Here is a 24,644-nt window from a genome sequence, read left to right on the forward strand (position 1 = left end):
TTTTCAGGATTATTGTCTTTCGAACCAGGCGCGCAGCTGCGCTTCGAGTTCGTTGATATCGATAATATTGTTGATCACCACCAGCTGGCTTTCCGGCACGCTGGCGCTGGCGGCAATGTCTTTCGCCATTACAAACAGGTCCGCCGCGCCCGGCGTGGCCGAGGAGAGATCGGAGTGTTCAACCTCTGCCTCAATTTCCAGTTTTTTGAGCACCTTTTTAATATTCATTTCGACCATAAAACTGCTGCCCAGGCCGGAGCCGCAAATAGCCATAATTTTCATTGTTATCCCCTTTTTTGAGTAGAGTACGCCCCATCACGCTGACGCGTAATGTTGAGATGAATCGGATTAAATAATTAAATCAGAAGCGATTGATGACGGTTTTTATCTCCTCCAGCGTATTCGCCCGATGTAATTCAGACATATCTTCGTCGCTGGAAAATAATTCTGCTAAGGCGGAGATCATTTCGATATGGCTATGTTTGTCCGGCGCCGCCAGCATCACAATCACATCGACGGGGTCAAACTCACCAGCACCAAATGAGACGCCCTGTTTCAGTTTTAATAATGACAGGCCAAGTCCTTTCGCCCCTTCTTCCGGTCGCGCATGTGGCATTGCCAGCCCAGGAGCCAGCACATAGTAGGGACCTAACCTGTGGTGCTGCTCAATGATAGCCGTGACATATTTCGGCGCAATGACCTGCAAATCCAGCAGCGGTTTCGCGCACAGTTCCAGCGCCTGGGGCCAGCTTTCAACGCTATCCTGTAGGATGATGGTTGTATCATATATCCACTTTTTGAGCATTTTTCACTCCCGCTAAAGACCAGACATGGGCAAACTCTATTCAACCCATCAATTAATGACTGCGATCGCGATCACAAAGATAGCGCTACCAACGACTAACATGCAGAACTGTGATAGCGCTATCAAATTGCTATCCTGGTGCGAAATCACAGCAAAAAAAGGGATTTAAGGCGTATACTGCCTGTCACGTAAAATGAAGGATGAAACTAAATCGCGTCCTGTCAGCAGGAAGATGTATGTCATTAACCCGAAAACGGCGCAGTACCGGAAAAGTAACGCTCGCGGATGTCGCGCAGCTTGCCGGCGTAGGCACGATGACTGTTTCCCGTGCCCTCCGCACGCCCGAACAGGTTTCCGATAAACTGCGTGAAAAAATTGAAGCCGCGGTGCAGGAGCTGGGTTACATGCCCAATCTTGCCGCCAGCGCACTGGCATCGGCATCGTCATGGACGATTGCGATGGTAGTACCCAATCTTTCCGAAGCTGGCTGTTCCGAGATGTTCGCCGGGCTACAGCAGGTGCTCCAGCCAGCCGGATATCAGATTATGCTGGCGGAATCTCAGCATCGTCTTGAACAGGAAGAGAAACTGCTTGAAACGCTGCTGGCCTCGAACATCGCCGCGGCGATACTGCTCAGCGTCGAGCACTCCGATACCGTGCGACACTGGCTAAAAAACGCCTCTATCCCGGTGATGGAAATGGGTGCAATGCGTGCCGATCCTATTGATATGAATATCGGGATTGATAACGTCGCCGCCATGTATGAACTTACCGAAATGGTGATTCAGCGCGGCTACCAGAATATCGGCCTGCTGTGCGCTAACCAGGAGCAGTGGATTTTTCAGCAGCATTTGCAGGGCTGGTACAAGGCGATGCTGCGCCACCACCTGGCGCCAAACAGAGTGATTAATGCCGCCATGCCGCCGAACTTCTCCACCGGTGCGGCACAATTGCCGGAGTTTCTGCTGGCGTGGCCGGAGCTGGATGCGCTGGTGTGCGTATCAGATGAACTGGCCTGCGGCGCGCTGTATGAGTGCCAGCGTCGGCGCATCAAGGTGCCGGACGATTTAGCGGTCGTGGGCTTTGGCGACAGCGACGTCAGCCGCGTCTGTCAGCCGCCGCTAACGACGATGGCAGTACCGCATCGCAAGATTGGGATTGAAGCCGGGAAAGCGTTACTGGAACGTCTGAATGACGGAGACTGGCGCGACCATAAACCCATCGCGTCCAGCCTGTGTCTGCGGGAAAGCTGTTAAGGCTTACTCAGCCTCTTCCTCTTTTTCCGCCTTATTTTCCGGTTTAGCGGATTCGTTTTTGGCGTTGCGGGTCATCCACAGCGCCAGTGCTTTAAGGGAATCCGGCGTGAATTCGTCGCAACGCGCGGTGATCTCTTCCGGCGTCATCCAGCACACTTCGCTCACTTCCTCTTCCTGCAAGGCGAAAGGTCCGTGGGAAACGCAGCTAAACAGCCCGCCCCAGACGCGACAATGCTCATCTTCGAAATAAAACTGTCCGTGCTCGGCAAACGGCACGCCAGCGATACCTAACTCTTCTTCCGCTTCACGACGCGCGGAATCCAGCAATACTTCATCGGCCTGCACGACGCCACCCGCTGTGGCATCCAGCATACCAGGAAGAAAATCTTTGGTGTCGGTGCGACGCTGGACCAGAATCTTGCCCATGCCGTCATGAACAACGATGTACGTCGCGCGGTGACGCAGACGCTCCGCACGCATTTGTTCGCGGCTGGCCTGCGCGATCACTTCATTCTCTTCGCTGACAATGTCAACCCACTCAGTACTTGCCAAATGATTCTGCTCCACCATCGGGAAACCTTCTCGTCTAAGCGCTCTTTCGGCGCGTTTGCAGTTGTGGTGTAACTTACGGATTAATCGCTATCTGCGCAATAACTTGCTGATCATTAAGTGCGATAACGCTTAATGTTCCGTCTTCATACATGCCGTAGCTTGCCGGGTTACCGCCTTTAGGAATGCTGACAGACCCGGGGTTAAAGTGGTAAAACGCCCCGCGTTTTTCCGCCACCGGAATATGAGTATGACCATAAACCAGGACATCGCCAGCGGCGAGTGACGGCAGGTTATCCGGGCCGAACAGGTGCCCGTGGGTCAGGAACAAACGGCTGTTTTCCATCAACACTTGTTGCCAGGGAGCGGTGATGGGAAATTGCAGCAGCATCTGGTCAACTTCGCTGTCGCAGTTGCCGCGAACGGCGATAATGCGCGAGGCAAAATGATTAAGTTTTTCCGCCACCTGCGCGGGAGCATAGCCTTCCGGCAACGCATTGCGTGGGCCGTGGTTTAACACATCGCCCAGGATCACCAGCCATTGCGCCCCGCTTTGGACGAACAGAGAAAGCACGCGTTCGGTCGCGGGCAGCGATCCATGAATATCCGACGCAAACATCAGTTTCATCAGTTACTCCTCGGGAATACAGACTGCCCTATCATACCTCAAGCGCCCCGTCTTATCAGCCCGCGCGCTTAGCAGAGAGTGCCAGATAGCGCTGTACCGACGCGCGTTGCCACTGGAAGGTGGCGTAATCCACCAGCAGCTGTGGGACGTCATCGCCGTTGAGGATCAGGCGATTGAGCATCAGCGCCAGATCGGTGTCGGCAATACACCACTCGCCAAACAGGTTTGGGTTACCCTGTGACAGCAGCGATGACGCGGTATCAATCAGCTTCCGGGCGCTGGATAAGCCTTCCTCGCTGAGGGCGGGCTTTTTGACGCCAGCGAACACCACGTCCGTGGAGCGTTCTGTGCGAATCGGCACCAGGTCGCTACGCAGCCACGCCTGGATCTGGCGGGCGCGGGCGCGCTTTTGCAGATCGTGAGGATAGATGCGTTCCCACTCTGGTGGGGCAAAGCGGTCTTCAAGGTACTCGTCAATCGCTGAGGATTCACTCAACTCAAAACCGTCAATCTCCAGCACAGGGACACGGCGGGTGAGCGCGTAGCCCTGCCAATGAGGTTGCAGATGTTCGCCGCTGTCCAGGTCAACGGTTTTCAGACTAAAAGTTAGCCCCTTTTCTGCCAGCGCCACATAAACGCTCATGACATAAGGAGAAAAAAAGTTCGCATCGGACCACAACGTTATTACAGGCTGGCTCATAACATCCTCATCGGCTGATCGGTTTTCACTCAACATATAATCTCTTTGCCTCGCTGTCACTTGATGAAAACTCACGATTTACAACAAGCACCTATACTGATTTTTCATGGCAACACTATTCGCACTGACAGGAGTTGAGAATGATAGATCTCTATTATGCCCCCACCCCTAATGGCCATAAGATCACCCTCTTTCTTGAAGAAGCCGAACTGGACTACCGGATCATTCGCGTGGATATCAGCAAAGGCGATCAGTTCCGCCCCGTTTTTCTGGCCATCTCGCCCAACAATAAAATTCCGGCCATCATTGATAACCTGCCTTCTGACGGGGGCAAACCGTTAAGCCTGTTTGAGTCCGGAGAGATTTTGCTTTATTTGGCAGAGAAAACCGGCAAGCTCCTGAGCGGGGAGTTGCGCGAGCGTCATCACACACTGCAATGGTTATTCTGGCAGTCGAGCGGCCTGGGGCCGATGCTGGGGCAGAATCATCACTTTACCGCCTATGCGCCGCAGACGATCCCTTACGCCATTGAGCGATATCAGGTCGAAACCCAGCGCCTGTACGGGGTCCTGAACCGTCGGCTGGAAAAATCACCGTGGCTGGGAGGTGAGCATTACAGCATCGCAGATATCGCCTGCTGGCCGTGGATCAACACCCATGAACGCCACCGGATCGACCTGGCCACTTATCCGGCGGTGAACAACTGGTTTGAGCGCATCCGGACCCGCCCGGCAACCGAACGCGCCATGCAAAAAATCCATCAGACTTGAGCCTGTGCCCCGTTGGGTGCAGGTGTTCTCCTCATGTATGATGAGGTAAAAATACTGACACGGAGAAGACCTGCAATGTCCCAGCTTGACGCTATTATTCGTATAAAAAACCTTCGCTTACGTACATTCATTGGTATCAAAGAGGAGGAGATCGCGAATCGCCAGGATATCGTGGTGAATGTAGTGATCCATTACCCGGCAGACAAGGCGCGCGCCAGCGAAGACATCAATGACGCGCTGAACTATCGCACGATCACCAAAAGCATCATCCAGTACGTTGAGAACAACCGTTTTGCGCTACTGGAAAAATTAACTCAGGATGTGCTCGACATCGCACGCGAACACCACTGGGTCACTTATGCTGAAGTGGAGATCGATAAACTTCACGCCCTGCGCTACGCCGACTCCGTCTCCATGACGTTAAGCTGGCAGCGCCAGGCGTAAACCTGGAGGTTGTATGAAGATCCTGCTCACCGGCGGTACGGGGCTGATTGGTCGCCATCTCATTCCACGTTTGCAGGCGTTGCATCACGACATTACCGTGGTCACGCGCAGCCCGGAGAAAGCGCGCCAGGTGCTGGGCACCGGCGTTGAGATCTGGAAAGGCCTGGCGGAACGGCAGGATCTGAACGGCTTTGACGCCGTCATCAACCTCGCAGGCGAGCCTATCGCTGATAAACGCTGGACCGAAGAGCAAAAACAGCGTTTATGCAGCAGCCGCTGGAACATGACCGAAAGGCTGGTTGAGCTGATTCGTAACAGCGAGATGCCGCCCTCGGTGCTGATTTCCGGCTCTGCAACAGGCTACTATGGCGATCTTGGTGAAGTGGTGGTGACCGAAGAAGAGCCGCCGCACAACGAGTTTACCCATAAACTCTGCGCCCAGTGGGAGCGTATCGCCTGCGGGGCGCAGAGCGATAACACCCGCGTCTGCCTGCTGCGCACCGGCGTGGTGCTTGCTCCGAAAGGCGGTATTCTCGGTAAAATGTTGCCGCCGTTTAAAATGGGGCTTGGCGGGCCCATCGGCAACGGTCGTCAGTATCTGGCGTGGATCCATATCGACGATATGGTCAACGGTATTCTCTGGCTGCTGGATAACGACCTGCGCGGGCCGTTTAACATGGTATCTCCCTACCCCGTACGTAATGAACAGTTTGCTCACGCCCTGGGTCATGCCCTGCATCGCCCGGCGGTACTGCGCGTGCCTGCGACGGCGATTCGGCTGTTGATGGGCGAATCTTCGGTGCTGGTGCTGGGCGGCCAGCGCGCGCTGCCAAAACGGCTGGAAGCGGCCGGATTTACGTTCCGCTGGTATGACCTGGAAGAGGCGCTGGGGGATGTGGTGCAGTGAATATGTTAGAGTTATACGCCATCTCTGGATGATATGGCGTAACTATGGCAACCATCACCACAACCCGGCTTCACCTCACCCCTTTCGAACCTTCTGACTGGGCGTTCTTTCGCTCTCTGCGCGAAGACCCCAACATCATGCGCTATATGGCCGCTATCATGCCTGAAAAAGAGACGCGCCGCGTATTTGCCGCGCGCCTGATGGCGGAGCATGTCTTTGTGATCCGTCTGCATAACGACGTTACGCCGCTCGGGGATATCGGCCTGCAAATCAGTGCGGCGAACCGTGAAGAGGCGGATATTGGCTACACGGTTGTGCCTGACGCGCAGGGAAAAGGCATTGCCAGCGAGGCGCTGCGCGCGGTGTGTGAGTATGCATTTAACCAGACGGGCGTGAAGGCGCTTAACGCGTACGTGCTGGCGGATAACGTTGGGTCGGTGCGGGTTCTTGAGAAAGCAGGTTTTGTGCGCACGCAGGTACTGGAGAAGGCGTACGAGATTAACGGCGTACGGTATGACGACTGGGTGTATCGGCTGGAGTGTGGGGCGGTCTGAATGCCGGGCGACACTGCGTTTGCCCGGGCTACGGTTTTTGTAGGCCCGGAAAGCGAAGCGCCACCGGGCAATTGGGCGGCTCTGCGGCCTGATGCCCTCACCCCGGCCCTCTCCCACAGGGAGAGGGAGAAAGGCCAAACCTACTTCAACGAGCCTTTCAGGAACTGCTGCAAACGCGGGCTTTGCGGGTTCGCCAGCACTTCGTCCGGATGCCCCTGCTCCTCAATCTTGCCCTGATGCAGGAAGATAACGTGGTTAGAAACGTTACGGGCGAAGCCCATCTCGTGCGTCACCACCACCATCGTTTTGCCCTCTTCCGCCAGCTTCTGCATGATGCGCAGCACTTCGCCAACGAGTTCCGGATCCAGCGCGGAAGTCGGTTCGTCAAACAGCAATACTTCCGGCTCCATCGCCAGCGCGCGGGCGATGGAAACACGCTGCTGCTGTCCCCCTGACAGGTGCACCGGATATTTGATCTGCTGCCGCTCGTCGATACCCACTTTCGCCAGGTATTTGACCGCACGCTCGCGGGCTTCCTGCTTGCTTAAGCCGAGCACCTGAACCGGCGCTTCCATCACGTTCTCCAGCACCGTCATGTGGCTCCAGAGATTGAAGTGCTGGAATACCATTGTCAGACGCGTACGCAGCAGGCGCAGCTGATTTTTATCCGCCACTTTAAGCTGACCGTCTTTATCACGGACCATGTTGATGTTCTGTCCGCTCACCACAATCGATCCTTCGCTCGGCTTTTCGAGGAAGTTGATGCAGCGCAGGAAGGTACTTTTACCCGAACCTGATGAGCCGATAATACTGATCACGTCGCCCGCGTTAGCCTCCAGCGACACCCCTTTCAGCACTTCATGTTCGCCGTAGCGCTTGTGCAAATCAATTACGTTTAATTTGTTCTCAGCCATCATAAATTCTCAGTGCGTCGACGGTTTTATATGCTGCAACCAGCGTTTTTCAGCCTTACGGAACAGGCTGATCAGAACGTAAGAAATGATCAAATAGAGCACTGCCGCAATGCCAAACGCCGTAAACGGCTGGTAGGTGGCAGAGTTAATATCGCGGGCAATCTTTAACAGATCCGGCACCGTAGCGGTAAACGCCAGTGCCGTCGAATGCAGCATTAAAATCACTTCGTTGCTGTACGCCGGCAGCGCAATGCGCAGCGCTGAAGGCAGAATAATACAGCGATAGAGCTTCACGGACGAGAAGCCGTACGCGCGCGCCGCCTCAATCTCACCGTGCGGCACGGAACGAATGGCCCCGGCGAAGATTTCGGTGGTATAGGCGCAGGTATTAAGGGTCAGCGCCAGCACCGTACAGTTCAGACCGCTGCGGAAGAACGCGTTCAGCATCTCGGTGCCTTTCACGATCTCCAGCGTGTACATTCCGGAATAGAACACCAGCAGCTGCACGTACAGCGGCGTACCGCGAAACACGTAGGTGAACAGCCAGATCGGAAACTGGATAAATTTGTTGTTCGACACGCGGCCAATGGCGAGAAACACCGCCAGAATGCCGCCCATGACCACCGAGGAGATCAGCAGCCACAGCGTGATCGCCACGCCAGTAAAGCGGTAGCCATCCGTCCACAGCAGGGATTTCCAGTACTCCTGAATAATCTCAATCACAGATCAGCCCTCTTCACACCCACGGAGTAGCGACGTTCGAGCAGAAGCAGCACACCATTGGAGACGGTCGTAAAGACCAGATAGATTACGCCGCAGACCACCGCAAAATAGAACGGTTCCCAGGTACTTTTACCCGCCAGCTGCGTGGCCTTCACCACATCTTCCAGACCCAGCAGGGAGACCAGCGCCGTTGCCTTGAGAATAACCTGCCAGTTGTTACCGATGCCCGGCAGCGCGTAGCGCATCATGGCCGGGAACATGATCCGGCGAAACGTTTGTGAGGAGGTAAAACCGTAGGCGGTCGCCGCTTCAATGTGCCCTTTCGGCACGGCCATGTAAGCGCCGCGAAAGGTCTCAGTGAAATAAGCACCGTAGATAAAACCAAGGGTAATAATACCGGCCACCATCGGGTCGATATCGATCTGATCCATGCCGATGGCATCCGTGACGCCGTTAAGTGCGATTTGCAGGCCATAAAAGATCAGCAGCATCAGCACCAGGTCAGGCACGCCGCGAATCAGCGTGGTATAGCCTTCAAATATCAGCGCCAGCGGTCTGTTGGCGGATAACTTTGCCCCCGCGCCCGCCAGGCCTATCAGCACCGCCAGCACCACGGAGCTGATAGCCAGCTCAAGGGTGACAAGCGCGCCCTGTAAAATAACGCCAGAAAATCCGTACAGCATACCGCGTGCCCTGTCGTCTCGTGAGTGGTGGAACCGTGTCTTTTCCCCTCCCGCAACGGGAGGGGCCGCACGTTATCAGACGGGGCGATTAGCCGCCGTAAACATTAAAATCGAAGTACTTTTTCGCCAGCTTGTCGTAAGTGCCGTCCGCGCGCATCTCGGCGAACGCTTTGTTCAGGGCTTCACGCAGTTCGTTGTCTTCTTTCCGCAGGCCCATACCGGTGCCAACGCCAAAGAGTTTTTCGTCCTTAATGGACGGACCGCCGAACTTGTAATCTTTACCCACAGGCTGTTTCAGGAAGCCTTCGATTGCCGCCACTTCATCCTGGAATGCCGCGTCAATACGGCCTGCCGTCAGGTCTGCGTAGATGTTTTCCTGACCCTGGTAAGAGACAATTTCAATCCCCTTTGGCGCCCAGTGCTCGTTACCGTATGTTTCCTGCGTCGTACCCTGCAACACGCCCACGCGTTTGCCCTTCAGAGATTCAAGGGTTGGCTGAATGTCAGAGGATTTCGCCACCACCAGACGTGAGTCAGCCGCGTAGAGTTTGTCCGTGAAGGCAATCTCCTGCTGACGTTTTTCGGTGATAGACAGGGAGGACATGATCACGTCAATTTTTTTCGCTTTCAGGGACGGGATTAGCGCGTCCAGCGGGTTTTCAACATAGGTACATTGCGCTTTAATGCGTTTGCACAGCTCGTTAGCCAGATCGATGTCAAAACCGACCAGTTCCCCCTTCGCATTTTTCGATTCGAAAGGCGCGTAGGTTGGGTCAGTCCCAATACGAATTTTCTGCGGAATTGCTGCGAATGCTGCGGTGGCGCTGGAAAAAGCCAGTACCAGAGAAAGTGACAACACCAGTTTTTTCATATCTGTCCTCAACAAACTGTCTTAATACGAGATTTTTACGACGACGGGGTGTTGTTAATGTGCCATTAATCCCCTCATTCAGGCAAAGATTAATGCCTTTGAACGGGAATTTTTGCATTTTAAATGCTTAACTATGCACACAGCGATCCAGTATGGTGCATGTGTTGCACCATATTGGAACATAACCCTGCCGGAATGCACCACTTCAGTGCATCTCATTCAGGCATTAATCACCGTAGACGTTGAAATCGAAGTATTTCTTCGCCAGTTTGTCGTAGGTACCGTCTTTACGCAGCTCATTAAACGCTTTGTCGAAGGCGGCTTTCAGCTCGGTATCATCCTTACGCAGGCCAATACCGGTACCGTCGCCAAAGTATTTTTTGTCTTTTACCGACGGGCCAGCAAAGGCGTACTCTTTACCCGCAGGCTGTTTCAGGAAGCCTTCGCTCGCGGCGACTTCATCCTGAAACGCGGCATCCAGACGGCCTGCCGCCAGGTCAGAGTAGATCAGATCCTGGTTCTGGTAAGCCACCACATCGACGCCCTTCTCGCGCCAGTTAGCATTGGCATAACCTTCCTGGGTCGAGCCCTGAAGCACGCCAACATGTTTGCCTTTCAGCGAGTCGATGGTCGGCTGGATTGGCGAGCCTTTCGCGGCAATCAGACGTGAGTCGGCAGCGTAGAGCTTCTCAGAGAAGGCGATCTCCTGCTGACGTTTTTCCGTGATGGAGAGAGAAGAGATAATGGCATCAATTTTCTTGGCTTTCAGCGACGGGATCAGCGCGTCAAAGTCACTGCCCACCCATGTGCATTTCACTTCCATGCGTTTGCACATCTCATTTCCCAGATCGATATCAAACCCCACGAAATCGCCTTTCGCATCCTTGGAGGAGAATGGCGCGTAGGTTGCGTCTGTACCGATACGAACTGTCTGTGGTAGCGCTGCATAGCTACTTGCTGCTGCACTCAAGCCCACGAGCAAAGACAGAGCCAGAACCGTCTTCTTCATACATTTACCCTCAAGAACCGTGATTTTATTATGGTTTATGTTGTGTGTTGTGTTGCAGGCTGCTCTTGCAGGTCTTATGCCACATTGTCGTCGGGTTAAAACTACGACGTTAAATATGTTAATAAAACGTTGCGATACTGCCTTAATGGTGAAAGATAGCAGGTCTGCCGAACGAACCGGAAAGAGAAAAAGGGAAAAAGCGAATTAAATGTCGAGGATATGATCGCGGTTGCAGTTTTGCCCTGAAACAGGGCAAACAGTCATTTCATGCACCTTGTTTGTGCACAGCCTCACGCCCCCTGCCAGCGGGTAAAGAGATCTTCCGGCAGGTCTATATCGAACTGATCCAGCACGCGGTTAACGGTCTGGTTGATGACATCGTCCAGCGTTTGCGGACGATGATAGAACGCGGGGACCGGCGGCATTATCACAGCTCCCAGTTCGGCTGCCTGCGTCATTAAACGCAGATGTCCCAGGTGCAGCGGCGTTTCCCGCACGCAGAGCACCAGAGGACGACGCTCTTTCAGCACCACGTCCGCCGCACGCGTCACCAGCGTGTCGGTATAGCTGTTTACGATACCGGAGAGGGTTTTAATCGAACAGGGCAAAATAACCATGCCGGCCGTTTTAAACGAGCCCGAAGAGATGCTGGCGGCGATATCGCGGGCATCGTGGACAACATCAGCCAGCGCCTGAACATCGCGCAGAGAGAGATCGGTTTCAAGAGAGAGGGTCTGACGCGCCGCCTGGCTCATCACCAGATGGGTTTCTACGCCTGCAACGTCACGCAGCACCTGTAACAGCCGGACGCCATAAATCGCGCCGCTGGCACCGCTGATCCCTACAATGAGTCGTTTCATGATTTTTGCCCTTGCTGATTTCAGGGCTGACTGTGCAGGATTTTACGGGGAGTTGCAAGTGAGGGCGAGCCCCCTCACTTGCCGGAGCATTAACCTTCGTTGTGCATCTCTAAGCTTTCGAGATCGTTTTGCAGCTGGACGGCTTTCGCATCGTCGTTACGCAGAGAATCAAGGTAGTCGAGATACTGCTGGTCTACGTCTTTTGTCACGTAGATCCCATTGAATACCGAGCATTCGAACTGCTGAATATCCGGGTTCTCGGCGCGCACCGCGTCGATCAGATCGTTCAGATCCTGGAAAATCAGGCCGTCGGCCCCGATGATCTGGCGAATCTCATCCACTTCACGGCCATGCGCAATCAGCTCATTAGCGGTTGGCATATCAATGCCATACACGTTCGGGAAGCGAATTTCCGGCGCTGCGGAGGCGAGATATACTTTCTTCGCCCCGGCCTCACGCGCCATCTCGATGATCTGCTCAGACGTCGTGCCGCGCACAATGGAGTCGTCCACCAGCAGCACATTCTTGTCGCGGAACTCGGCACGGTTAGCGTTTAGCTTACGACGTACGGACTTACGACGCAGCTGCTGGCCCGGCATGATAAAGGTGCGGCCAACGTAGCGGTTTTTCACGAAGCCCTGACGGTACGGCTTGTCCAGAATACGGGCAATTTCCAGCGCGATATCACAGGAGGTTTCAGGGATTGGGATCACGACGTCGATGTCGAGATCGTCCCACTCGCGGGCAATCTTCTCGCCCAGCTTCGTCCCCATGTTGACGCGCGCGCTGTAAACGGAAATTTTGTCGATGAACGAGTCCGGACGCGCGAAGTAAACGTATTCGAACAGGCACGGGTTGCTCACCGGATTGTCGGCGCACTGGCGGGTAAACAGCTGGCCCTTCTCGGTGATGTAGACCGCTTCGCCTGGCGCGACATCACGCAGGAATTCGAAGCCCAGCGTGTCCAGCGCCACGCTTTCGGAGGCAACCATGTACTCGGAACGGCCATCGCCGAGGTCTCGTTTGCCGAGCACCAGCGGGCGAATGCCGTTTGGATCGCGGAAGGCCACCATGCCGTGACCGATGATCATCGCTACGCAAGCGTACGCGCCACGGATCAGGCGGTTAGTCGCGGCAACGGCGGCAAAAATGTTGTCTGCTTCCAGCGGATAATGGCGGAAGTTATCCAGTTCGCTGGCAAAGATATTGAGCAGGATTTCAGAATCAGAGGTGGTGTTAATGTGGCGACGTTTCTCTTCGAACAGCTTTTTACGCAGCTCGTGGGCATTGGTCAGATTGCCATTGTGGGCAAGCGTGATGCCATACGGGGAGTTAACATAAAAAGGCTGAGCCTCAGAGGCGCTGGAACTGCCAGCAGTAGGATAACGAACGTGACCGATCCCCATATTACCTTGCAGACGCTGCATATGGCGGGCTTCAAACACATCGTTTACCAGGCCATTCGCCTTGCGTAAACGGAAGCAGTTGTTTGCATCAATGGTGATGATACCCGCAGCATCCTGCCCACGGTGCTGAAGCACCGTTAACGCGTCATAAATCGACTGGTTTACCGGCATGAAACCGGCGATACCGACAATACCGCACATTCGTCTTTTCCTCGTTAAGCCACATCTCAGGGTTTATGCCCTGGGCAAGAAACTCGACGAGCTTTGCAGATAGTCAAAGAACCATCTGATGATGAAGCTGAACTCCGGAATGAGCTGCGATTTTTGCCAGTCTTCACTTTTGGAGAACCCGGTAAAGGTATCCAGGAAGAACAGGATCGCGGCCACAATGAGCACGCCTCGCAACGCGCCGAAACAGATGCCGAGCACCCTGTCCGTTCCTGACAGACCGGTTTTCTCGACCAGCTGACCTATCACGTAATTGACGATAGCGCCGACAATCAGCGTCGCGATAAACAGCACCGCGATGGCGATTCCGTTTCGGACCAGTTCATCTTCAAAGCCCGTGAACCAGACAGACAGGTAAGTGTAGTAATGACTGGCAACAAAGAAAGCACAACCCCAGGTTACCAGCGATAACGCTTCACGAACAAAGCCACGGATCAGGCTAACCAGACAGGAAAAACCAATCACCGCAATGATGGCGTAATCAATCCAGACCATATGTGTCCCACGATTAAACGCCCTGTCATCCAGTTCGGGGCGAATTCTAACAGAAAAAGAAAACGTTTGCGTAGGGATTTCCTTCCCACGCGTAAATAAAAAAGGCGCTGAAAAAATGCTCAACGCCACCGCACCTTTGACGTTTCTGTGAACGTCTGCCTCCCCCTCACCCCGGCCCTCTCCCTCAAGGGAGAGGGAGCAAACCATCCCCTCGCCCCTTTGGGGAGAGGGTTAGGGTGAGGGGGTAATTTCTGTCAGTTTGCGCTGTAGTTCATCACCACACCGCTCAGGCCGGAGATTTGCTTCAGCTCGCCAAGCGAACCTTTGAGCTTATCTTTAGACGCATCCGGCCCCACGAGGATACGGGTAATTTTACCCTGTACCGGCGTGGTGGGTGAAGTATAAACACGGTATCCCGCGCCGCGCAGTTTACTCACAATCTCATTGACCTTATCTGCATTTTTCAATGCACCGAGCTGAACGACATAGGCTTTGCCGGTAGGGGCCGCGTCCTGTTTCGCCGGCGGTGGCGTTTCTGAAGCGGCTGCCAGTTGCTCGGCCGCTTTATCCCGCTGCGGTTTCGGCTGCGGCTTCTCCACCGGTTTCGGCTTCTCAACAGGCTTAGGCTGTTCTACCGGCACCGGATCAATCTCGATGTTATTGTTCGTCGCCAGACGCGACGGGTCAAGAGACGGCGCGGCTGCATCACCTGCGCGCACCTCTTCCGCTGCGCCTTCAGGCGGCTGGGCTGGCAGCGCCTGCGTTGCCGCTGGCAGCATATCGGGCTCGTCGCGATCGCCCGGTTTGGGTACCAGCGGAATGGCCGCAAATTCATCCTGGTAATGCTTTTTCTGCCCGTCGAGCAATCCCGGGAGAATAATCACCCCGAGCGCGACCAGCACAATGGTTCCTGTTAAACGGTTCTGAAACTTACTCGCCACCGGTTCTCCCCGCGTCCATCACTTCCATGACATGTGCCACCGTGTGGAATGACCCACACACCAGCACGGTATCTTCTGGTTTAGCCTCCGCCATCGCGGCACGCCAGGCCGAAACCACACTGCTGTAGATTTCGCCTTTGCCGAGATGTTCCATCAACTGCTCAGCAGTCGCGCCGCGCGGCCCTTCCAGAGGAGCACAATACCAGCTATCGACCACACTCTCCATGCAGGCCAGCGTGCCGCCGATATCTTTATCATGAAGCATACCGATAACCGCCAGCACGCGCCCGGTTTTTGGTAACGATTTGAGACGTCCTGCGAGGTACGCCGCCGCATGCGGGTTATGTGCAACATCCAGAATCAGACGCGGTGACTCACTCACAATCTGAAAACGTCCCGGTAACAGTGCGTTCTGAATGCCATCGCGGATTGCCTGCTCGCTTACCGCTAATCCGCTGGCGCGCAGGGCTGCCAGCGCAGTCGCCGCGTTAGGCTGTGGCACCTGCGGCAGCGGCAGATTCTCCAGCACGCCCTGCGCGTCGCTGAAGCGCCAGCCATTGTCCTGCACCTCATACTGCCAGTCCACGCCGCGACGCAGCAGTCGAGCACCCTTCTCTTTCGCCACTTCAGCGATGGTATGCGGCATGTCCGGTTCGCCAACCACGGCAGGCTTATTGGCCCGGAAAATACCGGCCTTCTCACGGCCAATGCTTTCGCGGTCGGGCCCCAGCCAGTCGGTGTGATCCAGCGCGATGCTGGTGACGACGGCGACATCCGCATCCACCATATTTGTGGCATCCAGACGCCCGCCCAGACCTACTTCCAGGATCACCACGTCCAGCTGCGCCTGCTTAAACAGCCACAGCGCCGACAGGGTGCCGTATTCGAAATAGGTTAATGAGGTATGGCCGCGCGCGGCTTCGATAGCGGCAAACGACGCCGTATGGGCCGATTCGGCCAGCTCGGTGTTTTGCACCCGCACGCGCTCGGTGTAGCGCACCAGATGCGGCGAGCTGTAAACGCCTACCTTATAACCGGCGGCCATCAGGGCAGATTCCAGCGTGCGGCAGGTGGTGCCTTTACCGTTAGTGCCGGCCACGGTAAACACGAAAGGCGCAGGTTTCAGCACGTCAAGGCGCGCGGCAACCTGGCTTACGCGCTCAAGGCCCATGTCGATAGTTTTACTGTGCAGGTTTTCCAGATAAGAAAGCCACGCGGCCAGGGGCGACGTGGCTTGAGGAATGCTTTTATTTTCCATGATGCCCGGTTGTCATTAACGGTTTAGAAAGCAAAAGGGCAGCGCCATTTGGCCCTGCCCTTTTCAGTTATCAGGCCTCGGGTTCCTGATCCGGTACCACCACGCCTTCGCGCGGCTCGTCCGGGCTCGGCGACGGCAGATTCATCAGCTTCGCCAGGACGCTTGCCAGTTTGAGGCGCATCTCCGGGCGGCGGACGATCATGTCGATAGCACCCTTCTCAATGAGGAACTCACTGCGCTGGAAGCCCGGCGGCAGTTTCTCACGTACGGTCTGCTCGATAACGCGAGGACCGGCAAAGCCGATCAGCGCTTTTGGCTCAGCGATGTTCAGGTCGCCCAGCATCGCGAAGCTTGCAGAAACGCCGCCCATGGTTGGGTCGGTCAGTACCGAGATGTACGGCAGACCGCGCTCCTGCATTTTCGCCAGCGCGGCAGAGGTTTTCGCCATCTGCATCAGGGACATTAGCGCTTCCTGCATTCGTGCGCCACCGGAGGCGGAGAAGCAGATCAGCGGGCAGTTGTCTTCCAGCGCCTGCTCAACGGCACGCACGAAACGCGCACCAACCACAGAGCCCATTGAGCCGCCCATAAAGGCGAACTCAAACGCGGCGGCAACCACCGGCATCTCATGCAGGGTGCCTTTCATGACGATCAACGCGTCTTTCTCGCCGGTCTCTTTCTGTGCAGAGGCCAGACGATCTTTGTATTTTTTGGAGTCGCGGAACTTAAGCACATCTTTTGGCTCCAGTTCGCTGCCCAGTTCTACCAGAGAACCTTCGTCCAGCAGACTATGCAGGCGGTTGCGCGCCGACATACGCATATGGTGGTCACACTTCGGACACACCTCAAGATTGCGTTCCAGCTCTGCGCGATACAGAACCTGGCCGCAGCTATCACACTTCGTCCATACCCCTTCAGGAATGCTCGCTTTACGCGTTGGGGTAATGTTGCTTTTAATTCGTTCAATCCAGCTCATTGATAACCTTTCTGCCTGAACCTGGTCGTATGCCAGTTTTGCTGTAAGAGGCGAATAATGCCATTTTTGCCTCCAACAGACCATGAATGTTGCACATTAAAACATAACAGCCCGAAACTTTGGATAAAAAAGTGGTCGAACCGCCAGCGTGCATTTACTTCGCTTGTTTTGCCGCCGCGCGTTTGTGACGAATAATTTCGATCACACCCGGCAGAACGGAAAGCACAATAATCGCTACAATCAGTAACTTAAGGTTTTCCTGAACCACCGGCAGATCGCCAAACAGGTAGCCCGCATAGGTAAACAGCAGTACCCACAGCAGCGCGCCCACCACGTTGTACATGGCAAAATGACGATAGGACATGTGACCCATTCCCGCCACAAACGGTGCAAATGTGCGCACAATAGGCACAAAACGGGCAAGGATAATGGTTTTACCGCCATGGCGCTCATAGAACGCATGGGTCTTATCTAAATAACTGCGGCGGAAAATCTTCGAGTCCGGATTACTAAACAACCGCTCGCCAAACACCCGCCCGATAGTGTAGTTGACCGCATCACCAATAATCGCGGCGATGATCATCAGGACGACCATCAGATGGACATTCAGGTCATTCGTTGGCAGTGCGGATAACGCGCCCGCCACGAACAGCAGTGAATCTCCCGGCAGGAACGGCGTAACTACAAGGCCGGTTTCACAGAACAGAATGAGGAACAGAATGGCGTATACCCAGACGCCGTACTGCGCGACCAGCTCCGCCAGGTGAACATCAATGTGCAGGATGAAATCAATCAGAAAACGTATTACGTCCATATTGTCTAAGCCCTAATTGCGCCTTTGTTTAGTCCGCTAAAAACAGCGGGCCCATTGGCGGTTTTGGCAGGTCGAACCGGTCCGGATAATCCACCGAAACCAGATACAGACCTTCCGCTTTCGCCGTTGCTGCCGCAAGCGTTCTGTCCTTCGCTGCCAGCAGTTCTGCAATCCAGCTCTCCGGCTGGTGTCCGGCGCCCACTTCCATCAGGCTGCCTACAATATTCCGCACCATATGATGTACAAAGGCATTGGCTTTGATATCCACCACCACATACGCGCCATAACGACTGACGTTAATGTGCATGACGTTACGCCACGGCGTACGGGACTGACACTGCACCGCACGAAACGACGTAAAATCATTCTCTCCAATCAGACACTGCGCCGCACGCTGCATACGTTCTGCATCCAGCGGTTCATAAAAATGCGTCACGCCCTGGCTTAACACCGCCGGGCGCAGGCGCTGGTTGTAGATGACATAACGGTAGCGCCGCGCCGTCGCGCTGAAACGCGCGTGAAAATCATCCGGCACAGCTTTCACCCAACGCACGGCAATGTCACCAGGCAAATTCGCATTTACACCCAGCGTCCAGGCCGCGTCTTTGCGCACGGCGGTGGTGTCAAAATGCACTACCTGTCCCGTGCCGTGAACGCCGGCATCGGTGCGGCCCGCACAGAAGACGCTTATCGGTTCATTCGCCACCTGAGAGAGCGCTTTCTCCAGCTTCTCCTGGACGCTGCGCACCTCATTCTGCCGCTGCCAGCCATAGTATTTACTGCCATCGTATTCAATGCCGAGGGCAATTCTGTGGACCGGCTTTTGTTCCACATCTGACATCAATACAGATACTCCTGCACCAGTTTTTCCGCGATTTTGACCGCCATCAGCGCGCCGCCAAAACGCACGTTGTCGGCAACGGACCAGAACTGCACCTGCTCAGGCATACCGTAATCGTTACGCACGCAGCCCACAGAGAGATGCGCGCTGCCGGTAGCGTCGCCCACCTGCGTCGGGAATTCACTCTCTTCGGACAGGACAAGGTCCTCTCCGCGGCCAAACGCGTCGCGGGCTTCTTCAGCCGCCAGCGGACGCAGGGCTTCAAACCCGACCATCTGCGCGTGGCCGTAAAATACCGGAGACTGCACGACGTTCGCGGAGATCATCAGACCGTCATCCTGCAGAATTTTGCGTGCTTCATCGACGATACGACGCTCTTCCCGCACCGAACCTTCACGATCCGGCAGCAGCGGCAGCATGTTGAACGCCAGCTGGCGGCCAAAGAAATCATCTTCGTCGATCGGGATACCGTTCAGCAGCTTCGCGCTCTGCCCTGCCAGTGCGTCTACGGCTTTTTTGCCGTTAGCGGAGGCTGACAGCAGGCTGGTCACGGAAATACGCGACAGGCCACCGTCGTCGATCAGCGGCTTCAGCGCGGTCAGCAGCTGGCTGGTGAGGCTGTTCGGTACTGCAATGATATTGCGGTTGCGGTAGTCAGCCAGCACAAACGGGTTGACGTCCGGCACCACCAGCGGCACATCCGGCTCCAGGGAGAACAGGCCGCTCAGGTCGATCACCAGACAGCCTGAATTGGTCGCTTCTTCAATGTAGGATGCCGTGGCTTCCGCACCTGCGGCAAAAAACGCCAGCTGAGCCTGTGTCCAGTCAAACGCGGCGGCATCCTGCACCATCACGGATTTCCCGCCGAAACGCAGATGTTCTCCTGCGCTGTCGGTACGCGCCAGCGCGTAAATGTCGCCCACCGGGAACTGACGCTCAGCAAGGGTTTCAAGCAGGGCTTCGCCCACGGCGCCAGTGGCACCCAAAATGGCAATGTTCCAGCCTTCAGACATGGTGGTTTACTCCAGAAATAAAAAAGCGTCCCTGCCGGAATATCCGACAGGGAGCATTAAGAAGACATTAACGTGCCGGGTGGTGAACGGCGTTAAATCCCAGCTGATGCAACAGCGCCGCCGCGGGGGCGTCATCGCACATCACATACAGGGAGGACCACTCGCGGCGCTCAAGGTAATTTTTGCGCAGCTTGTCAACCTCACCCGGAATACCCGCCACTTTACGCAGCAGCGCGTCATCGCGGCGCACATCATACACCAAATGCACCAGTCTTTTCAGCGTTGCCTCATCCAGCGGTCCATGAAGGGTAATGCGACCAAATTCCGGGGCGGGCAGCAGCGTATCCAGCGCTACCTGCTGCGGATGGCCGATAAAGGCGCTGTAAGCCTCAAACACCTGGGTTGTGCCACGCGCTTTGCCTTCAAGGGTATAACCCGCGATATGCGCGGTACCCACGTCCACCTTATTCAGCAATGCGACGTTGAGATCCGGCTCTGGCTCCCAGACGTCCAGTACGACGCTAAGATCTTGACCCTCGTCGAGACATGTCAGCAGCGCCGCGTTATCCACCACCGGTCCCCGGCAGGCATTTATCAGAATAGTGCCAGCCTTCAGACGGCGGATCAGCTTTTCGTCGGCCAGGTGCAGAGTCTTGTACGGCCCTTCTTTAAAGAGCGGCGTATGGAAGGTGATGACGTCGCACTCGTCGACCAGCTCATCCAGCGTGCGGAAATCGCCCTCATCGCCGTTATCCTTACGCGGCGGATCGCACAGCAGAGTGCGGATGCCCCAGGCTTCCAGACGCTTTTGCAGACGTCCGCCCACGTTGCCCACACCCACAATCCCGACGGTGCGGTCTTTCAGCGCAAAACCATCGCGCTCGGCCAGCATCAATAGCGAGGAGAATACATATTCCACGACGGCAATGGCGTTACAGCCTGGTGCCGCGGAAAAACCAATCCCCGCCTGCTTAAGCCACTGGTCATCCACATGATCGGTCCCGGCCGTTGCCGTCCCGACAAATTTAACCCCTTTGCCGGTGAGCAGCGCCTCATTTACTTTGGTCACCGAGCGCACCATCAGGGCGTCTGCATCGTCCAGTTCGCTGACCGGAATCGGGCGACCAGGGACAGCCTTAACCTCACCCAGGCGGCTGAACAGCTCACGGGCGTAAGGCATATTTTCATCAACGAGGATTTTCACGTCTGAGTACCTGTTTGAGAGGAAGTAAACCTGCCAAGTGTGCCATAATCTCGCCGCCGGGCATATATCTCCGCCCGGTTACGCAGAGTTTGACTTTAAGGATTTTTGACGATGCAGCCCATTTCAGGTACGCCTCCGCGCCCTCCGGGTGAAGGCCCCGTAACGCCCAACACGCCAGGCGAACAACCGCTCTCCACGCAGCAACGCACCGTACTGGAGCGTCTGATCACGCGTCTTATTGCGTTGACCTCACAGCAAAACGCAGAGGTATGGGCCGGCGTTAAGCACGATTTGGGCGTCAGAAACGATGCGCCGCTACAGTCGCGCCATTTCCCTGCCGCCGAACAAAACCTGAACCAGCGTCTTACCAGCGCACAGCAGCAACATACTACCCGCCAGATTATCTCGCAGCTGACCGAGCTGTTGGGCCAGGGGAATAATCGTCAGGCAGTGAGTGATTTTATCCGTCAACAGTACGGTCATACCGCCCTGAGCCAGCTTTCGCCGGAACAGCTGAAAACCGTGTTGACCCTGCTGCAAAGCAATCAGCTTTCTATCCCGCAGCCGCAACAGCGCCCGTCTACAGAACGGCCATTGCAGCCTGCGGAGCATAATACGCTCAAGCAGATGGTCACTAAGCTGGCTGCCGCCACCGGCGAACCGACAAAGCTTATCTGGCAATCCATGCTGGAACTTTCCGGTGTGAAAGCGGGCGAGATGATCCCGGCAAAACAGTTTACCCATCTGGTCACCTGGCTCCAGGCGCGTCAGACGCTCAGCACCCAGAGCGCTCCGACCCTGCACAGCGTACAGGCGGCACTGAAACAACCGCTGGAACCGCACGAGTTCGATATGATCCGGGATTACGCCCAGCAGAGCTGGCAGGCGACACCGCAAACCGTGCTGACCACCGCGCAGGTACAGGATTTACTGAATCAGATCTTCGTTCGCCGCGCCGAGCGGGAAGGCGGCGTGCCGGAGGTAAGAAACATTCAGCCGATCTACAACCCGCTGTTTGCCCCCGTTGTTGACACGTTCAAGACGCTTTCTGCCCGTCCGGGATTGATGTTTATCGCGTTGCTGATTGCGCTGGCGATTTTCTGGCTGGTTGCTTAAAACTGCCGGGTAGCGGCTACGCCTTACCCGGCCTACGGTTCGCGCGGTTGTAGGCCCGGTAAGCGGAGCGCCACCGGGCAAAAACTACGACCTGCGAAACGCCACCAGCGTCACCACAATCCCCACTACCGCTGACACCGCACCGGCGAGAAATACGGAAGGATAGCCAAACGACGTTGCAAGCAGCCCCGCCAGCGGCCCGGTGATGCCGTAAGAGATATCCTGAAACGCCGCATAGCCGCCCAGCGCCGTGCCGCGCACCTGCGGAGCCACGCGCTTCACCACTTCAACGCCCAGCGCCGGGAAGATCAGCGAACAGCCGCAGCCGGTTAACGCTGCACCCAGCAGCGCAACGGATGCGGACGGCGCCTGCCAGAGCAATACCAGACCCGCGGTCTCAATGACCAGTGACGCCACCGCCACCTTCACGCCGCCAAAGCGATCCGGCATCCAGCCAAACAGCACGCGCATCAATACAAACGCGCCGCCAAAAGCCGTCAGCGTAAAGCCCGCCATCGCCCAGCCGCGGCTCATGAAATAGAGGGAGACGAAGGTACCAATAACCGCAAAGCCCACTCCCTGAAGCGCCAGCCCAAGCCCCGGTTGCCAGATTTGCCCCACCACGCTCCACAGCGAAGGACGCTCGCCTTTATGGGCGGGCACCTTGCGCACCGAACCGTTAAACGCCCACGCCAGCAGCGGTAATACCATGGTGGTGCCTGCCAGCGCCGCAAAACCAAACTGGCTGTGGATCAGCAGCCCCAGTGGTGCGCCTGCCGCCAGCGCGCCGTAAATCGCCATCCCGTTCCAGGACATCACTTTTCCGGAACGCGCAGGTCCCACCAGCCCCATTCCCCATGTCAGGGTGCCGGTCAGCAGCTGGCTTTCGCCAAAGCCGAGGATCAGGCGCCCCGCCACCAGCAGCGCGAATTTATACGCTGCATCTATCGGCAACAGCGCCGCCAGCAGCCAGGCTCCCCCCGCCAGCCCGCAGGCAAACATGCCCTGCAACGCCGAGCGTTTTGCGCCGTGCTGATCCGCCAGGCGACCGGCGTAGCCCCGGGTTAAAACCGTCGCTAAAAACTGAATGCCCACCGCAATACCGACCATGGTGTTGCCATAGCCCAGCTCCTGGTGAACGAACAAGGGGATCACCGGCAGCGGCAGACCAACGGTCATGTAGGTCAGAAACACCGCAAAGGCGATGCGGAAAAGGGAAAGGTTCCCGGAAGGAGCGCTCTTCTCAGGGGTAACAGCCGTCATGCATAACTCCGTGTTCAGGCATAAAAAAAGGGAGCCGCGTGGCTCCCTTCTACTATATCTTCAAACGCTTACGCTTTCAGCTTACGCATCACCAGCGTGGCGTTGGTGCCGCCGAAACCGAAGCTATTGGACATAACGGTCGTCAGCTCACGTTCGGTGGTTTCAGTCACGATGTTCAGGCCAGCCGCCTGCTCGTCCATCTCGTCGATGTTGATGCTTGGCGCGATAAAGCCGTTTTCCAGCATCAGCAGAGAGTAGATCGCTTCCTGCACGCCCGCCGCGCCCAGAGAGTGACCGGTCATGGCTTTGGTTGCAGAGATCGCCGGACTGTTGTCGCCGAACACTTCACGGATCGCACCCAGCTCTTTCACGTCGCCTACCGGCGTAGAGGTGCCGTGAGAGTTCAGGTAGTCGATTGGGGTATCAACGCCGTGCATCGCCATCTTCATGCAGCGCACCGCACCTTCGCCGGATGGAGCAACCATGTCAGCGCCGTCAGACGTTGCGCCGTAGCCCACGATCTCAGCGTAGATGTGCGCGCCACGCGCCAGAGCGTGTTCCAGCTCTTCAACCACAACCATACCGCCGCCGCCAGCGATAACAAAACCGTCGCGGTGTGCATCATAGGTACGGGATGCTTTATCTGGCGTTTCGTTGTATTTGGTGGACAGTGCGCCCATCGCGTCGAACTCACAGGCCATTTCCCAGCCCAGCTCTTCGCCGCCGCCAGCAAATACGATGTCCTGTTTGCCCAGCTGGATCTGCTCAACCGCATTACCGATACAGTGTGCGGAGGTCGCACATGCAGAGCTGATGGAGTAGTTCACACCGTGGATTTTGAACGGCGTTGCCAGGCACGCGGAAACCGCTGAACCCATGGCTTTGGTCACAACATATGGACCGACCGCTTTCAGGCCGCGCGGGCTGCGCATGGCGTCAGCACCGAACACCTGAGCTTTAGAGGAACCGCCGGAGCCTGCAATCAGGCCCACGCGTGGGTTGTTCTGGTAAGCGTCTTCGCTCAGACCAGAATCCTTGATCGCTTCCTGCATGGAAAGATAGGCGTAGATAGAGGCATCGTTCATGAAACGAACCACTTTACGGTCAATTAAACCGGTGGTATCCAGTTTAACGTTACCCCATACGTGGCTACGCATTCCAGAATCTTTAAACTCTTCAGAGAAAGTGATCCCGGAGCGTCCTTCACGCAGAGATGCCAGGACTTCCTGCTGGTTATTACCGATGCTGGAAACGATGCCCAGGCCAGTAATCACTGCACGTTTCATTCAATACCTCTGTAAGTCGCACTATAAAAAGTTTCGAGTCGCACAATAGCGTACACTTGTACGCCGAACAAGTCCGATCAGCGATTTTCTGTGGAAATTTGCACCGATGGGCTCACATCGCTAAGATCGT

Annotated in this window: 28 protein-coding genes; 6 read left to right on the plus strand and 22 right to left on the minus strand. The window is 55.9% G+C overall.

All coding sequences use genetic code 11. From position 1 onward, the window contains the following. Positions 1–9: 9 nt before the first annotated feature. Both C3451_RS03085 and C3451_RS03090 read right to left on the minus strand, forming a co-directional pair. Entirely contained in the window at positions 10–282 is a 273-nt protein-coding gene (locus C3451_RS03085) for a PTS sugar transporter subunit IIB (protein ID WP_003861447.1), read from the minus strand. A 79-nt stretch (positions 283–361) separates the two neighbouring features. Then, entirely contained in the window at positions 362–805 is a 444-nt protein-coding gene (locus C3451_RS03090) for a PTS sugar transporter subunit IIA (protein WP_045621140.1), read from the minus strand. Between the two features lie 236 nt (positions 806–1,041). On the opposite strand from C3451_RS03090, the gene C3451_RS03095 reads away from it, so the two are divergent. Continuing rightward, positions 1,042–2,061 carry a LacI family DNA-binding transcriptional regulator gene (locus C3451_RS03095; protein ID WP_003861441.1) on the plus strand — a complete coding sequence of 340 codons (1,020 nt, stop codon included), beginning with the start codon at positions 1,042–1,044 and terminating at the stop codon, positions 2,059–2,061. A gap of 3 nt (positions 2,062–2,064) precedes the next feature. On the opposite strand, the gene yfcD is transcribed toward C3451_RS03095, so the two are convergent. Genes yfcD through yfcF form a run of 3 tightly spaced genes read right to left on the minus strand, consistent with a single transcriptional unit; the run spans position 2,065 to position 3,938 of the window. Then, entirely contained in the window at positions 2,065–2,631 is a 567-nt protein-coding gene (yfcD, locus tag C3451_RS03100) for an NUDIX hydrolase YfcD (RefSeq protein WP_006811396.1), read from the minus strand. A 55-nt stretch (positions 2,632–2,686) separates the two neighbouring features. Next, complete coding sequence (yfcE, locus tag C3451_RS03105) at positions 2,687–3,238, minus strand: phosphodiesterase (RefSeq protein WP_045621141.1); 552 nt, start codon at positions 3,236–3,238, stop codon at positions 2,687–2,689. Positions 3,239–3,293: 55 nt separating this feature from the next. After that, positions 3,294–3,938: a glutathione transferase gene (gene yfcF / locus C3451_RS03110; protein ID WP_045621142.1), complete on the minus strand. Its 645-nt coding sequence runs from the start codon at positions 3,936–3,938 to the stop codon at positions 3,294–3,296. A 140-nt stretch (positions 3,939–4,078) separates the two neighbouring features. Here yfcF and yfcG point away from each other — a divergent pair, with 140 nt between their 5' ends. From yfcG to C3451_RS03130, 4 genes are all read left to right on the plus strand, one after another. Then, positions 4,079–4,708: a GSH-dependent disulfide bond oxidoreductase gene (gene yfcG / locus C3451_RS03115; RefSeq protein ID WP_038416454.1), complete on the plus strand. Its 630-nt coding sequence runs from the start codon at positions 4,079–4,081 to the stop codon at positions 4,706–4,708. A 75-nt stretch (positions 4,709–4,783) separates the two neighbouring features. Then, the gene (gene folX, locus C3451_RS03120; RefSeq protein ID WP_038416456.1) at positions 4,784–5,152 is read left to right on the plus strand and encodes a dihydroneopterin triphosphate 2'-epimerase; all 369 of its coding nucleotides are present in this window, start codon (positions 4,784–4,786) and stop codon (positions 5,150–5,152) included. Positions 5,153–5,165: 13 nt separating this feature from the next. Further along, the gene (locus C3451_RS03125) at positions 5,166–6,059 is read left to right on the plus strand and encodes a TIGR01777 family oxidoreductase (protein ID WP_023300635.1); all 894 of its coding nucleotides are present in this window, start codon (positions 5,166–5,168) and stop codon (positions 6,057–6,059) included. Positions 6,060–6,103: 44 nt separating this feature from the next. Further along, positions 6,104–6,613, plus strand: a complete 510-nt coding sequence (locus C3451_RS03130; RefSeq protein WP_045621145.1) for a GNAT family N-acetyltransferase — start codon at positions 6,104–6,106, stop codon at positions 6,611–6,613. Positions 6,614–6,753: 140 nt separating this feature from the next. Here C3451_RS03130 and hisP read toward each other — a convergent pair whose 3' ends face one another. The 15 genes from hisP to pdxB form a co-directional block, all read right to left on the minus strand. Next, positions 6,754–7,527, minus strand: coding sequence for a histidine ABC transporter ATP-binding protein HisP (gene hisP / locus C3451_RS03135; RefSeq protein WP_003861426.1), 774 nt, complete (start codon positions 7,525–7,527; stop codon positions 6,754–6,756). Positions 7,528–7,536: 9 nt separating this feature from the next. Further along, entirely contained in the window at positions 7,537–8,250 is a 714-nt protein-coding gene (locus C3451_RS03140; RefSeq protein WP_003861424.1) for an ABC transporter permease, read from the minus strand. Then, a complete protein-coding gene (locus C3451_RS03145) occupies positions 8,247–8,933 on the minus strand; it encodes a histidine ABC transporter permease HisQ (protein ID WP_006811404.1) in 687 nt (228 codons plus the stop codon). Before C3451_RS03145 ends, C3451_RS03140 begins: the two co-directional genes overlap by 4 nt. A gap of 88 nt (positions 8,934–9,021) precedes the next feature. Further along, complete coding sequence (hisJ, locus tag C3451_RS03150) at positions 9,022–9,804, minus strand: histidine ABC transporter substrate-binding protein HisJ (RefSeq protein ID WP_124304231.1); 783 nt, start codon at positions 9,802–9,804, stop codon at positions 9,022–9,024. Positions 9,805–10,030: 226 nt separating this feature from the next. Next, complete coding sequence (argT, locus tag C3451_RS03155; RefSeq protein ID WP_015572255.1) at positions 10,031–10,813, minus strand: lysine/arginine/ornithine ABC transporter substrate-binding protein ArgT; 783 nt, start codon at positions 10,811–10,813, stop codon at positions 10,031–10,033. Between the two features lie 290 nt (positions 10,814–11,103). Further along, a complete protein-coding gene (locus C3451_RS03160; RefSeq protein ID WP_015572254.1) occupies positions 11,104–11,673 on the minus strand; it encodes a UbiX family flavin prenyltransferase in 570 nt (189 codons plus the stop codon). An 89-nt stretch (positions 11,674–11,762) separates the two neighbouring features. Continuing rightward, entirely contained in the window at positions 11,763–13,280 is a 1,518-nt protein-coding gene (purF, locus tag C3451_RS03165; RefSeq protein ID WP_006811407.1) for an amidophosphoribosyltransferase, read from the minus strand. Between the two features lie 33 nt (positions 13,281–13,313). Further along, a complete protein-coding gene (gene cvpA, locus C3451_RS03170) occupies positions 13,314–13,802 on the minus strand; it encodes a colicin V production protein (RefSeq protein WP_000262116.1) in 489 nt (162 codons plus the stop codon). A gap of 254 nt (positions 13,803–14,056) precedes the next feature. Further along, entirely contained in the window at positions 14,057–14,743 is a 687-nt protein-coding gene (dedD, locus tag C3451_RS03175; protein ID WP_023300639.1) for a cell division protein DedD, read from the minus strand. Next, on the minus strand, positions 14,733–16,001 hold the full coding sequence (gene folC, locus C3451_RS03180) for a bifunctional tetrahydrofolate synthase/dihydrofolate synthase (RefSeq protein ID WP_045621146.1): 1,269 nt from the start codon (positions 15,999–16,001) through the stop codon (positions 14,733–14,735). The genes dedD and folC overlap by 11 nt, the downstream gene beginning before the upstream one ends. A 70-nt stretch (positions 16,002–16,071) precedes the next feature. Continuing rightward, positions 16,072–16,977, minus strand: coding sequence for an acetyl-CoA carboxylase, carboxyltransferase subunit beta (gene accD, locus C3451_RS03185; protein WP_022648854.1), 906 nt, complete (start codon positions 16,975–16,977; stop codon positions 16,072–16,074). Positions 16,978–17,131: 154 nt separating this feature from the next. Continuing rightward, entirely contained in the window at positions 17,132–17,791 is a 660-nt protein-coding gene (locus tag C3451_RS03190; RefSeq protein WP_006811410.1) for a DedA family protein, read from the minus strand. Between the two features lie 28 nt (positions 17,792–17,819). After that, positions 17,820–18,632, minus strand: coding sequence for a tRNA pseudouridine(38-40) synthase TruA (truA, locus tag C3451_RS03195; protein WP_001286071.1), 813 nt, complete (start codon positions 18,630–18,632; stop codon positions 17,820–17,822). Continuing rightward, the gene (locus C3451_RS03200; protein WP_023306649.1) at positions 18,632–19,645 is read right to left on the minus strand and encodes an aspartate-semialdehyde dehydrogenase; all 1,014 of its coding nucleotides are present in this window, start codon (positions 19,643–19,645) and stop codon (positions 18,632–18,634) included. The genes truA and C3451_RS03200 overlap by 1 nt, the downstream gene beginning before the upstream one ends. A gap of 67 nt (positions 19,646–19,712) precedes the next feature. After that, complete coding sequence (pdxB, locus tag C3451_RS03205; RefSeq protein ID WP_124304232.1) at positions 19,713–20,849, minus strand: 4-phosphoerythronate dehydrogenase PdxB; 1,137 nt, start codon at positions 20,847–20,849, stop codon at positions 19,713–19,715. Between the two features lie 111 nt (positions 20,850–20,960). Here pdxB and flk point away from each other — a divergent pair, with 111 nt between their 5' ends. Further along, positions 20,961–21,965, plus strand: a complete 1,005-nt coding sequence (gene flk, locus C3451_RS03210) for a flagella biosynthesis regulator Flk (RefSeq protein ID WP_045621148.1) — start codon at positions 20,961–20,963, stop codon at positions 21,963–21,965. 84 nt (positions 21,966–22,049) lie between these two features. Here the strand turns inward: flk and C3451_RS03215 are convergent, their stop codons facing one another. Together C3451_RS03215 and fabB are read right to left on the minus strand one after the other, a co-directional pair. Continuing rightward, positions 22,050–23,228 carry an MFS transporter gene (locus C3451_RS03215; RefSeq protein WP_045621150.1) on the minus strand — a complete coding sequence of 393 codons (1,179 nt, stop codon included), beginning with the start codon at positions 23,226–23,228 and terminating at the stop codon, positions 22,050–22,052. Between the two features lie 68 nt (positions 23,229–23,296). Further along, on the minus strand, positions 23,297–24,514 hold the full coding sequence (gene fabB, locus C3451_RS03220) for a beta-ketoacyl-ACP synthase I (RefSeq protein ID WP_022648859.1): 1,218 nt from the start codon (positions 24,512–24,514) through the stop codon (positions 23,297–23,299). Between the last annotated feature and the right edge of the window lie 130 nt (positions 24,515–24,644).

The organism is Enterobacter sp. 301B, from assembly GCF_003850715.1.
GTDB classification, from domain to species: Bacteria; Pseudomonadota; Gammaproteobacteria; order Enterobacterales; family Enterobacteriaceae; genus Enterobacter; species Enterobacter intestinihominis.